Annotated in this window: 10 protein-coding genes; 4 read left to right on the forward strand and 6 right to left on the reverse strand. The window is 68.4% G+C overall.

All coding sequences use genetic code 11. The features are described from left to right. Position 1 precedes the first annotated feature (1 nt). From EV644_RS35460 to EV644_RS35475, 4 genes are all read right to left on the reverse strand, one after another. The gene (locus EV644_RS35460) at positions 2 to 1,282 is read right to left on the reverse strand and encodes an AI-2E family transporter (RefSeq protein ID WP_132194452.1); all 1,281 of its coding nucleotides are present in this window, start codon (positions 1,280 to 1,282) and stop codon (positions 2 to 4) included. A 95-nt stretch (positions 1,283 to 1,377) separates the two neighbouring features. Beyond that, positions 1,378 to 2,751, reverse strand: coding sequence for a glutamate mutase L (locus tag EV644_RS35465; protein WP_132194450.1), 1,374 nt, complete (start codon positions 2,749 to 2,751; stop codon positions 1,378 to 1,380). A 3-nt stretch (positions 2,752 to 2,754) separates the two neighbouring features. Continuing rightward, positions 2,755 to 3,909 (reverse strand): cystathionine gamma-synthase, encoded by a 1,155-nt coding sequence (locus EV644_RS35470; RefSeq protein WP_132194448.1) that lies wholly within the window; start codon positions 3,907 to 3,909, stop codon positions 2,755 to 2,757. 58 nt (positions 3,910 to 3,967) lie between these two features. Further along, positions 3,968 to 4,582, reverse strand: a complete 615-nt coding sequence (locus EV644_RS35475; RefSeq protein WP_132194446.1) for a TetR/AcrR family transcriptional regulator — start codon at positions 4,580 to 4,582, stop codon at positions 3,968 to 3,970. 88 nt (positions 4,583 to 4,670) lie between these two features. On the opposite strand from EV644_RS35475, the gene EV644_RS35480 reads away from it, so the two are divergent. Continuing rightward, positions 4,671 to 6,836 carry an MMPL family transporter gene (locus tag EV644_RS35480; protein ID WP_132194444.1) on the forward strand — a complete coding sequence of 722 codons (2,166 nt, stop codon included), beginning with the start codon at positions 4,671 to 4,673 and terminating at the stop codon, positions 6,834 to 6,836. Here EV644_RS35480 and yczE read toward each other — a convergent pair. Next, positions 6,778 to 7,491 carry a membrane protein YczE gene (yczE, locus tag EV644_RS35485; RefSeq protein WP_132194442.1) on the reverse strand — a complete coding sequence of 238 codons (714 nt, stop codon included), beginning with the start codon at positions 7,489 to 7,491 and terminating at the stop codon, positions 6,778 to 6,780. The two genes, EV644_RS35480 and yczE, sit on opposite strands and share 59 nt — an antisense overlap. A gap of 62 nt (positions 7,492 to 7,553) precedes the next feature. Here yczE and yczR point away from each other — a divergent pair, with 62 nt between their 5' ends. From yczR to EV644_RS35500, 3 genes are all read left to right on the forward strand, one after another. Further along, positions 7,554 to 8,993, forward strand: a complete 1,440-nt coding sequence (gene yczR, locus EV644_RS35490; RefSeq protein ID WP_132194440.1) for a MocR-like transcription factor YczR — start codon at positions 7,554 to 7,556, stop codon at positions 8,991 to 8,993. An 87-nt stretch (positions 8,994 to 9,080) separates the two neighbouring features. Next, the gene (msrA, locus tag EV644_RS35495; protein ID WP_132194438.1) at positions 9,081 to 9,725 is read left to right on the forward strand and encodes a peptide-methionine (S)-S-oxide reductase MsrA; all 645 of its coding nucleotides are present in this window, start codon (positions 9,081 to 9,083) and stop codon (positions 9,723 to 9,725) included. A 324-nt stretch (positions 9,726 to 10,049) separates the two neighbouring features. Further along, positions 10,050 to 10,460: a hypothetical protein gene (locus tag EV644_RS35500; protein ID WP_132194436.1), complete on the forward strand. Its 411-nt coding sequence runs from the start codon at positions 10,050 to 10,052 to the stop codon at positions 10,458 to 10,460. A gap of 208 nt (positions 10,461 to 10,668) precedes the next feature. On the opposite strand, the gene EV644_RS35510 is transcribed toward EV644_RS35500, so the two are convergent. Then, positions 10,669 to 11,586 (reverse strand): DUF4333 domain-containing protein, encoded by a 918-nt coding sequence (locus EV644_RS35510; RefSeq protein WP_158293014.1) that lies wholly within the window; start codon positions 11,584 to 11,586, stop codon positions 10,669 to 10,671. Positions 11,587 to 12,191: the final 605 nt, after the last annotated feature.

Consider the following 12,191-nt stretch of genomic DNA (forward strand, 5'->3'; position numbering starts at 1 on the left):
GTCAGGTTGAGGGGTCGGCTGGTTCGGGGGGTGGGCTGTGGGGTCTTCGGCGTGGGAGGGGGCGTGGGGGTTCTGGGTCTACGTCGTTGCCGGCCAGGTGGTTGACGATGGCGTTGACGACGGCGGCGGTTGGTACTGCGATCAGGGCGCCGACGATTCCCGCGACAACTACGCCGGTGGCGATCGCCAGGATGATCGCCAGCGGGTGGACGCTGACGGCTCGGCCGAGGAGGAACGGCTGGAGCACGTGTGCCTCCAGTTGCTGCACGCCGATCACCACGCCGAGCATGATGATCGCGACGATCGGGCCCTTGGCGACCAGCGCGACCAGGACGGCGACGCTGCCGCTGACCAGGGCGCCGACCACCGGCACGAAGGCACCGACGAAGACCAGGATCCCGATCGCGCTGACCAGCGGTAGGCCGAGGATCGCCGCGCCGAGCGCGATCCCGAAGGCGTCCACGAACGCGACGATGATGGTGGCGCGGACGAAGGCGGTCAGCGACACCCAGGCCTTCCGCCCGGACGAGTCCGCCTTCTCGCGCGCCTGCCGCGGGAACAGCCGGACCACCCAGGCCCAGATCTGCTCGCCCTGGTAGAGGAAGAAGAACAGGCAGAACAGCGCGATGAAGAGCCCGGCCACGACGTGGGTCGCTGTCGTGCCGACCTCGGCCGCGCGCTGACCGAGCGCGCCGCCGCTCATGATGGACTCGCGGAGGTTGTTCAAGGAGTTGGTGATGTCCTGCTCGGACAGCCCGAAGTTGATCCGGAGCAGGTCGCGTACCTTCTGCACACCCTCGCCGACCTGCGTCGACAGGCGGTCGAACTGGCTCGCTATCTGCGTACCGACCAGCGTCAACAGCCCGGCGATCACGACGATCGTACCGAGCACGGTGATGCCGGCGGCTGGGCCACGCGGCAATCCCAACTTGTGCAACCCCAGCGTCACAGGAATGAGCAAGGCGGTCAGCAGCACTCCGACCGTGACCGGGACGACGACCTCGGAGAAGTAGCGCATCCCCCAGCCGATCACCACGACCGCGGCCACGACCACCAGGAAGCGCCAGGCCCACGCACTCGCGATCTGCATCCCCGGCGTGACCCCGAGATCCACCGGCCCCTTGCTGGACGCCGCCACCAGCTGCTTCTCCGGGTCCGGGACGACCGTGTCGCTGAGCTCCTCGGCGACGCTGTTGTCCGCTACGGGACTCGACTCGTCGTGTCCGACCTCCGGCACCGCGGCCGAGTCGTCCCGCCCCACCGGCTCGTCCGGTCCGCTCACTGGTGCACCTCCGGGTCTCAGTTGTTCCAGAGACTAGTGCCCCGGACCATGTGGCCGGGCGCCGGAGATGACGTGCGGACACATGGTCCGCGGCGCTAATGCCCCGCGTCTACGGTTCCATGAATGTGGGCGGCTAGTCCTTCAGCTACTGCTGGATCAAGATCGGCGAGGAGTCCGACGCCTGCGAGGACGTAGTCGGTATCGACGCAGGTGCGAGCGTCGGAAGGGACCAGCCAGCCCTCCTCCTGGGCGCCGGTAGCGACCGAGCCGAGGATCCGGGCCGCCACCTCGGGCCCGTTGTGCCGCAGCACTCCCCCGGACCCGACCAGCAGGTCGACCTCGCGCAGGTCCTTGCCGGACCGCTCGATCACGCGCCCACCCGGTCCGAACACCACCCGCTGCCGCCCGGCGTGCCGCCGCAGCGCGACCGTCGCGGCCACCCGCGCCAACGTCTCATCGTACGACGCCTCGACCGCCCCGCCCGGCAGGTACGACGGGTCATCGTGTCGACGTATTGCGGCCTCAACCAGCCCGGCGTCATCCGTGGAGACCAGCCCGGCCTCGATTCCCGCGGCAACCACCGGTACTGCGCTCCACCGCATGCCGAGGTCGCCTTCGACCGTGCGGGTGACCGGGTGGGTCGCCACCACCTCGCGGCCGAGGTTCGCGTCCTCGGGGTCCAGTTCGATCACCGAGTGCACGTCGGTGGTCGCGCCGCCGATGTCCACCACGGCGACGTCCCCGTGCAGCTTGGCGAGCACCTCGACACCCCGCAGTACGACGTCCGGCGTCGCGGCGCGGACCATCGCGGCGAAGCCTGGATCGCGGGACAGGTTCTTCCCGCCGATCACGTGGGCGAGGAACATCTCGCGGATCGCGGCCCGCGCGCTGTCCGGGGCGAACACGCCGATCTCCGGCACCACGTTGTCCGCGAGCACGTGCGGAACGCTTGCCTCCGACAACATCTCCGCGATCGACGCCTGCGCCTCGACGTTGCCGGCCGTCACCACCGGACGACGCCACCGGTACTTCGCCAGCACCGACGCGGCCTGGGTGATCACCGCCGAGTTGCCGCCGTCCGTGCCGCCCAGGAGCAGCACAACATCGGGGCGCTCGGCCCGCAACTGCTTCAACGACGTTGCCGTCAGCCCACCGTTGACCACGGCAACCACCCGGCCGCCGCTGGACAACGCGACCCGGCGGCCCGCCTCCGCGGTGACCAGTTCCTCGTTGCCGACGACACCGATCCGCAGTCCCCCGCCCGCACTCGAGCAGGCGAGCACCTCGGCCTTGGCGACGCCGGAGTCCGCCGCCAGCAACGCAGTACGGCAGGCATGCCAGCCGTCCATCACGTCGGTATCGACGGTGGTGCGGTGTTCGGCCCGGGCGACCAGGTCACCCGAGCCGGCGTCCACCGCGATCGCCTTGGTGAAGGTCGACCCGAAGTCGACCGCAACCACCAGGCTCACGGGTCAGGACAGCGCGTGGTCGAGGTCCGTCAGCAGGTCGTCGATCGTCTCGATGCCGACGCTGAGCCGGACCAGGTCGGCCGGGACCTCCAGCGGAGTGCCCGCGACCGAGGCGTGCGTCATCTTGCCCGGGTGCTCGATCAGCGACTCCACGCCGCCGAGCGACTCGCCCAGGATGAAGATCTCCGCCTTGTTGCAGATGTCGATCGCGTGCTGCTCGCCGCCGGAGACCCGGAACGACACGATCCCGCCGTACCGCTTCATCTGCTTGGCGGCGGTCTCGTGGCCGGGGTGGCCGTCGATGCCCGGGTAGAGCACCGAGGTGACGTCCTTGTGGCGCTGCAGGAACTCGACGACCTTCTCCGCGTTGTCGCTGTGCCGGTCCATCCGGACGCCGAGCGTCTTGATGCCGCGCAGCACCAGCCAGGAGTCGAACGGGCCGGCGACGGCGCCGATCGCGTTCTGGTGGAAGGCGATCTTCTCGGCCAGTTCCGCGTCGCGGACGATCAGCGCGCCGCCGACCACGTCCGAGTGCCCACCCATGTACTTCGTGGTCGAGTGCACGACCACGTCGGCGCCCAGCTCGAGCGGCTGCTGCAGGTACGGCGAGGCGAAGGTGTTGTCGACGACCAGCAGGGCGCCGGCTTCGTGCGCGATCTGCGCCACGATCGCGATGTCGGCCACGTTCAGCAGCGGGTTCGTCGGTGTCTCGAGCCAGACCACCTTGGTCTTGCCCGGGCGGATCGCGGCCCGGATCGCGTCCGGGTGCGTCACCGCGGCCGGGGTCATCTCGACACCCCAGGCGCCGAGCACCTTGGAGAACAGCCGGAACGTGCCGCCGTACGCGTCGTTGGGGAAGACCACGTGGTCACCCGGCACACAGAGCGAGCGGATCAGGGTGTCCTCGGCCGCGAGACCGCTGGCGAAGGCGAAGCCCCGGGTGCCCGCCTCGATCGCGGCCAGACACTCCTCGAGCGCGGTCCGCGTCGGGTTGGCCGACCGGGAGTACTCGTAGCCGTTGCGGAGCCCCCCGACACCATCCTGTTTGTAGGTGCTGGTCGCATAGATCGGCGGCACCACCGCTCCGGTGGTGGGGTCGGGCTCGTTCCCGGCGTGGATGGCAAGCGTCTCGAAGCCGTACTGGTGTTCGTGATTCACCGGACCAGCGTAAGGCCTGGTCCTATCCGGCCGAGCAGCCCGTCCACAATGGCGCCTGTTAGAGCTTGGACTCGGTGGGGGTGGAGCGGCGGGCTAGTACTGCGGTGGCGGCGTCTAGGAGGACTGTTCGGAGTTCGGCGTCGCTGAGCTCGGTCTGGTCCGTGCCGGCGGCCAGGGCGGCGCCGATGACCTCGACCGAGGCTGCCGCGAGGACGCGGTCCTTGGCAGTCGGGTTGGGGCCTGCCAGCCAGAGCTGGAAGTTCCTGCTGCGGTCGATCAGCGTTTCCAGGTCCTCGCCGAAGGCCGCGAGCACGGCCGCGACGTCCCGCAGTACCGTCGGGCCTGTCGCGCGGTGCTTGATCACCACGTCGAGGTAGGCGCCGAGCAGTTCGCGCTCGGACTCGGGCGACCACTCGACCTGGTCGACGAGCGTCAGCACCTGCTGGATGTCGGCCAGGAAGGTGCCGATGATCGCCTTCAGCAGGTCCTGCTTGGACGAGTAGTGGTAGTACAGCGACGCCTTGGTGATGCCGACCTGTTCGGCGATCTCGCGCAGGCTCGTCTTCTCGTAGCCGCGACTGGAGAACAGCTCGAGCGCCGCCTGGTGGATCTCGGACTTGGTGTCCCGGGCCCGGTCTCTGGTCCCGTCGCGGGGACTCGTCTCGTGCTGCACGTCACCACCTTCTCACTTCTCTTGCCTACCGGGCGGCAGGTAGTCTACCTACCGACCGGCAGGTAGACAGTGAATCAGGAGGGGTCGCGTGTTCACGAAGCTCGGACGATTCGTCGTCCACAATCCCTGGAAGGTGATCGCCGCGTGGGTGATCGCGGCCATCGCCGTGCTGGCGTTCGCGCCGACGCTCGCGGATGTCACCAACAAGGACCAGGCGAGCTTCCTGCCCGACTCCTACGAGTCGGTCCAGGCGCAGAAACTCGCCGCCGACGCGTTCGGCCAGACCAACGACGCGACCGCGAGCATCGTGATCAAGCGGGGCGACGGCGGTGCGCTGACCGCGGCCGACCAGGCGAAGGCCGCCGACCTCGCGAGCAAGATCGCCGCCGCGAAGATCGACCGGGTCACTGGTGCCGTGACCGGCCCGCAGGCGGTCTCGCCCAACAAGCAGGTCCAGTTGATCAGCGTCGGGCTGAAGGGTCTGCCGGACGACCAAGCCGTGCTCGACGCGGTGCAGCACGTCCGCGACCTGACCGGACCCGCCGTCGCCGACAGCGGACTCCAGTACGGCGTGACCGGTGACGCTGCGCTCTTCCTCGACAACCAGGACGCCTTCAACAACGCCTTCGTGGTGGTCGGTATCGCCACCGTCGTGTTGATCATCGGGTTGCTGCTGTTCATCTACCGCAGCCCGGTCGCCGCGTTCCTGCCGATCCTCACGGTCGGCCTGGTCAGCGCGATCGCGCCCGGCCTGATCGCGCTGGCGGCGAAGGCGTTCGGCCTCCAGGTGACACAGGATCTGCAGACCATCCTGACCGTGGTGCTCTACGGGGTCGGCACGGACTACATCCTGTTCCTGCTGTTCCGGTACCGCGAACGCCTCCGCGCCGGCGAGCAGCCGAAGGAGGCACTGGTCTCCGCGACGGCCCGCGTCTCCGAGGTGATCGTGTCGGCCGCCGGCGCCATCGTGGTGGCGTTCAGCGCGTTGCTGCTGGCCGTGTTCGGCGGTTTCAAGAGCCTCGGTCCGGGCCTCGCGATCGCCGTCGCGGTGATGGCGTTCGCCGCGATCACGCTGATCCCGGCCGTCGTTTCGCTGCTCGGCCCGAAGGTGTTCTGGCCGTCGAAGTCCTGGCAGAAGACGCCGAAGGGCGCGATGTTCAAGCGATTCGGCCGATTCACCGCCCGCCGTCCCGCCGTGGTCGCGCTGATCTCGGGTGGCCTGATGGTGGCCCTCGCGCTCGGTGCGCTCGGGATGAAGGTCGACTACGACGCCTTCAGCCAACTCCCGAAGGACACTGAGTCCGCTCGCGCCGTCAAGGACCTGCAGGCAGGCTTCCCGGCCGGCGCGCTCAACCCGACCACCGTCTACCTGCGGAGCACCGACGGTACGCCGCTGAACCCCGCCGAGCTGCAGTCGTACGCCGGGAAGCTGGCGAAGGTGGACGGCGTCGGTTCGGTACTCCCGGCCGCCCCCGACGGATCACTGGCGCTACTCAATCCAGACAAGACCGTCGCGCAGATCAACGTCGTACTGGCGGACCCGCCGTACGCGAAATCGGCGCTGGATCTGGTAGACGGCGCGCTCCGGGACACCGCGCACGCCGAGGCTCCTGCCGGTACGTCCGCGCTGCTCGGAGGGGTCAGCGCGAGCTACACCGACATCCGGGACGCCAACAGCCGCGACCTGTCGGTGATCTTCCCGGTCGCGGGCGGGTTGATCGCGATCATCCTGGCGCTGTTGCTGCGGAGCCTGCTGGCGCCGCTGCTGCTGATGGTCGCGGTGGTGCTCAGCTTCTTCAGCACCACCGGCGCGACCGTGCTGGTGTTCCAGGGCGCGGCCGGGCACCCCGGCGTGACGTTCTCGCTGCCGATCATGCTCTACCTGTTCGTCGTTGCCATCGGCACCGACTACAACATCCTGATGATCGCCCGGCTGCGGGAGGAGGCCGAACGTGGTACGAGTCCACGGGAGGCCGCGGACCTGGCGATCGAACACGGCGGGCCGTCGGTGGCTGCGGCCGGGTTGATCCTGGCGGGCACGTTCTCGTCGCTGATGCTCGCCGGGATGGCGCTGCTCACGGAGATGGGATTCTCGGTCGCCGCAGGGATCGCGATCTCGGCGTTCGTGATGTCGATCTTCCTGGTGCCGAGCGTGATCGCGCTGCTTGGCCCGCGCGCCTGGTGGCCGCGCAAGCTCAAGCTTCAGGCTGCTCCTGAGGCTGAGGAGAAGGAGTTGGAACCGCTGGCACGCTGAGCTTCACGGTGAAGAGCGGCAGCAGGACGTGAACGATCGGCCCGATCGCCAGCGCGTAGGCGACTGTCCCGAGGCCGACGACACCGCCAAGCAGCCAGCCGATCCCGAGCACGATCACCTCGATCGTGGTACGAACCAGCCGCACGCTGAGCCCGGTCCGCCGTACGAGTCCTGTCATCAGGCCGTCGCGCGGACCGGGCCCGAACTGGGCGCCGATGTACATCGCGCCGGCCAGGCCGTTCACCACGATCCCGGCGACCATGAAGACCGCTCGCAGCCACAGCTCGTCCGGCCGGGCGACGGTGGTCAGCGTCAGGTCGGTGACCAGGCCGATCACGATGGCATTGCTGATCGTGCCGAAGCCGGGCCACTGCCGCAGCGGGATCCACGCGAGCAGCACGACGAAGCTCATCGCGATCACGACCGTGCCGAAGCTGACGTCCAGGTGCTTGGTGATGCCGGAGTGCAGGACATCCCACGGGTCCAGGCCCAGGTTGCCCTGGATCATCAGGCCCATCGAGGCGCCGTACAGGATCAGTCCCAGGTAGAGCTGGACCAGGCGGCGCGGGACTTGGCCTGCCTGCAGTTGCTGGATCGGGTTCAGGGCGGCCAACTGCCTGCGCTGGGCGGGCACGGCTTCAGAAGTGGCGGTCACACGTCCCAGTCTGCGGCCGATTGGCCTGGTGCTCGATAGCCAATTAAGCAATAGTGGACTGCATGACAGGGCAACATCTCCCCGCGAGCACCTTGAACGGTCTGCTCGGCACCTGGTCCGACACAGCCGGACCGGCGTATCGCGCGCTGGCCGACCGGCTCCGGCTGCTGATCGCGGACGGGCGGATCATGCCGGGCGCACGGCTGCCCAGTGAGCGCGAGTTGACCGACGCGCTCGGGGTCAGCCGTACCACGGTCGCCTCGGCGTACCGGGAACTGCGCGACCGCGGGTATCTCACCAGCCGCCGTGGTTCCGGCAGTGTCACCTCGCTGCCGTCCAAGGTCGAGCCCGAGCTCGGGCGCCACCATGCGCCAGGGATCGACACGGACGGGCTCTACGACTTCACCTGCGCCGCGTCGCCCGCAGTACCGGGGATCAGTACTGCGGTCGCCGAGGCGATGGAGGATCTCCCTCGGCACCTGGCGACGCCCGGCTACCACCCGCAGGGGCTGCCGCAGCTTCGCGAGCAGATCGCCGCCTCCTATGAGGCACGGGGGTTGCCGACCTCGCCGGACCAGATCATCGTCACCGCCGGCGCGCTGGCTGCGACCTCGATCGCGATCCGGGCGATGACGCAGATCGGCGACCGGGTGCTGACCGAGAGCCCGACCCACCCGAACTCGGTCGACGCGATCCGGCGCAGCGGCTGCCGGGTGGTGGCCGCCCCGATGAGCCCGAACGGCTGGGACCTTCCCTTGCTGGAGGCAACGATCCGGCAGTCGGCGCCGCGAGCCGCCTGGCTGGTGGTGGATTTCCAGAACCCGACCGGGTGGTTGATGTCCGCCGCCGACCGGCAACGGCTGGCGATCGCCTTCGCGCGCAGCCGGACCACCGCGATCATCGACGAGACCCTGTTCGAGCTGTCGCTCGACGGTCAGGAGACGCCGCCGCCGTTCGCGCTGTTCGACCCGAGCGGCGTGATCACGGTCGGCTCGGTGAGCAAGTCGTTCTGGGGCGGTCTGCGGATCGGCTGGCTGCGGGTCCCGGAGACCCTGGTCGCGCGCATCCTCGACGCCCGCGCCTCGATGGACCTCGGTGCTCCCGTGCTCGAGCAGCTCGTTGTCTCGCGGTTGCTGCTTTCTCGCTCCGAGATCCTGCCCGAGCGCCGGGCCGACCTGGCGGTGCGTCGGGACGCGTTGGCTTCCGCACTCCGTACTGCGTTGCCGTCGTGGCGGTTCGAGCTTCCCGGCGGCGGGTTGTCCCTGTGGTGCGAGTTGCCCGAGCCGGTGGGTTCCAGCCTGGTCGGGGTGGCGCAGCGGAACGGAGTACTGGTCGTCGCTGGGTCACGGTTCTCGCCCGATGGTGGTTTGGAGTCCTTCCTGCGGCTGCCGTACACCCTGGACCCGGACACGCTGCGTGACGCAGTACAGCGGCTGGCTCTGTCCTATGGGGCACTTGCCGCGGGGCCGCCGGCTCGCCGTACCGCCGCGATGATCGCTTGACGTAAACGCCCCGTAATCGGCCGGGGGAAGGTTCACCCGCGGCGTCGCGTTGGGAGACTATGAGAGTCATTCTGCGAGAGGCGTGAGATGTCGTTCTTCAACCGCAAGACAGCCCTGGTCGAGCCCGAGGCCGCCCTGCCCGGCCGGCCCCAGCCCGGATTCGCCGTACCGGCGGAGAACATCGTGCTCGGTACGCCGCAGACCGCACCGGCCCCCGAGGGGTTCGCCGAGGTGTGGTTCGGTACCGGCTGTTTCTGGGGCACCGAGGAGATCTTCTGGCAGCAGCCGGGGGTCTACACCACCGCCGTCGGCTACGCGGGCGGGTACACGCCGTACCCGTCGTACGAGGAGGTCTGCACCGGCCGCACGGGTCACACCGAGGCCGTCCGGGTCGTCTATGACCCGACCAAGACCACCTTCACCGACCTGCTGAAGGTCTTCTGGGAGACGCACGACCCGACACAGGGCATGCGCCAGGGCAACGACCTGGGATCCCAGTACCGTTCGGCGATCTACTACACCACCGAAGAGCAGAAGGCCGAGGCCGAGCGCACCCGCGACCTCTACGCCCCGGTCATCAAGCCCCTCGGCTACGGCGACATCACCACCGAGATCGCCCCCGTCGGCACGTTCTACTACGCCGAGGGCTACCACCAGCAGTATTTGCACAAGGTGCCGAACGGCTACAGGTGCCACAGCAACACCGGCGTCCCGTTCCCGGCCGACGCATAACAGCAGACTGAAGACTGAGGGCACCACCTTCGCGGTGGTGCCCTCGGTCGTCTCCGGGCGACGGCCTTCTCGGCCTTGGAGGCTGAGCGCCGTAGCTGGCCGGCGGCCATCACGAGCTCACCGAGTGTTGCCCCATAAGGTTGGCCGGTGAGCATCTTTCGCCGCCCGACCGACCCCACCGAAGTCGTACTCCGACGCCTGTCCAAGAGCCTGCGCTGGTTCCGGCCCTCCCTCGCCGACGCTCCCACGCCGCACTTGCAACTCGGGCACCTCGCCCAGCATCGGCTGTGTCCAGCGATTGAGCAGGGTGACGCGGCTCCAGTGATGACCGCCCTCGCCATCACCGAAGAGGCCCTGGCGGGTGCCAATCTCGACCACGAGCCCAGTGCCAAGCTCGACCACGCGCTCACGCTGGGCCTGGTCGAAGTGGTGAGTAACTGGTGCTCCTGGCCGGAGACGCCACCGGCGGTGGTTGCGACGATCGAGGCAGGCATGGGGCCGATGACCCGCGGGCGGTGGAACTCCGTCCGTGACCAGGGCAACGCCGTGGCCGACTGGATCCGTAACGGAGGTGCAGCCGACCGCACCGGCGAAACGCCGGCGGCGTACCGGGAGATCATGAACGCCGATCTCCGATTCCTCACCCGGTCAGACCGGCAGTACGTCGATGAGACGATGGCCGTGGGCACTGCCGACCGCGTGTGGTTCGAGAAATCCACCGGTCAGGGCGTGTAGCCGTGCCCCGGGTTGCCTGATGTTCATCTGGCGAGCGCAGTAACCCGACCTGTTCTATCGCCTCGCCATCATCGCTACCACCAGCAGTACCTGTCCCCGTCGAAGGACCCGAACGGCTACAGGTGTCACAGCAACACAGGCGTACCGTTCCCGGCCGAGAGCTGACAGCCGGCCCAGAGCGCCAGGACTCTTTCGAGTCCTGGCGCTCTCAGTACTTCCAGGCCGCTAGCTGGTGCCCGCCCACGTCATGCATCACCAGCTGGCCGTGCCGGGCGGGGACGTCGAACACCAGCCAGCCGGACGCCTGCTCGCCCTTGTCGAGGATCACCGGATCCAGGGGCGGATCGAACGCGGTCGAGGTGATGATCGCGTCCCCGCTGTAGCTGCGGCCGCCCACCAGCGCGGTTATCTCCACAAGGTCCTGCCCGTCCGCGAGTGCGCGTAGCTTCACGTACGCGCCCAAGTACAGGCCATGCTCGGGGCGGTCGAACTCGTCGCCCACAGAGAACTTCAGGCGCGTGACGGTGGCCTCGAGCTGGGCGTCACCCGCCTCGTCGTAGACCGTCAGCGTGTCGCCGATCTTGCCGGTCGAAGACTTCGGCGGCGTCACCGGCCAGACCGTGGCCGGCTCGAAGTGCACTGTCCCGTCAAGGTTGTCGACCACGGTCCGTACGACCTGGCGCTTGCTCCCCAAGGAAATGGTGCACGGGATCGTCCTCCCGACCTCGACGACCCGCACGCGCGGCGTGCCGCAGTCGACGGTGGCAGCTGCGGCCTGCGCCGGCAGCCTCGACTTGATCTCGGCTGTGACCTTGCCGCTGTCGATGAGCGCCTTGGATGGTTTGAGCTCGTAGGTGTAATCGCCATCTTTCACATGACTCAGGGTCACGGTTACCGGCAGTTGGCTGCCCGCTACCTCGGCGGTGCACTGGAAACTCGCGCCCTCGGCGACCTTCACCTCTTTGGGACAGGTGACGCTTCCAACCTGCACCTCGGGCACCAGTTCGCGCAGGTACTTGCCGACAGCGTCCGCCGTCCGGTCCGAATCGACCGTGTCGCCCCCAACGGTGACGTCGGCGGAGCAGCCGACCAGCAGGGCCGCAGCCAACAGCACGACGGGTGCCACTGAGCACACCGCGCGAACCCCAATGGCCGCGAATCGAAATGGTCGGTGTGGTGTTGGCGCTGGCACTCGGAGAGCGGCCCTTTGACTGGTGATTACTCGCACGATGACCCCCCGGCGGTGCGACGCGGCAAGGGTTGCGTGCCCACCACATACGTTTGAACTTGGTGGCCGACATACAGCCGCGATGGGCCGGGGCCGCAGCTGCAGCGACCTCCTTGGCGACGCATCCCCGCCAGTCAGATGGGCGGCGGCTCCCTCGCGTCGCGGTCCACAGTCCTGCCTTAGGACGTTACTCCTTGCCCCACCGCGGAGAAAGCTCCAGCCCGAGGTCTTCTATCGCCTCGACGGAACAGCTACCACCAGCAGTACCTCTACAAGAACCCCAACGGCTACCGCTGCCACAGCAACACCGGCGAACCGTTCCCGGCAGACAACCGGTAACACCCCACCCGCACTCACCTGTTGGGTTGGTTGCGCCAACCCGAACCGCTTGGCGGATGGAGGTCGTTCTATCTGGCCCCGAGGGTTTCGGTGCTAGCCGTGGAACTGGTCGCTAGGCCAGGTGCCGACGCTCGACTGCGCCTGGCGGAGGTCCGGTGAGAATT

It is taken from the genome of Kribbella orskensis, assembly GCF_004342085.1.
GTDB lineage: Bacteria > Actinomycetota > Actinomycetes > Propionibacteriales > Kribbellaceae > Kribbella > Kribbella orskensis.

Excerpts from the sequence above, each read along its gene's own strand:
- yczR (WP_132194440.1), top strand. The coding sequence starts at position 7,554 with ATGACAGGGCAACATCTCCCCGCGAGCACCTTGAACGGTCTGCTCGGC.
- msrA (WP_132194438.1), top strand. The coding sequence starts at position 9,081 with ATGTCGTTCTTCAACCGCAAGACAGCCCTGGTCGAGCCCGAGGCCGCC.
- EV644_RS35500 (WP_132194436.1), top strand. The coding sequence starts at position 10,050 with ATGACCGCCCTCGCCATCACCGAAGAGGCCCTGGCGGGTGCCAATCTC.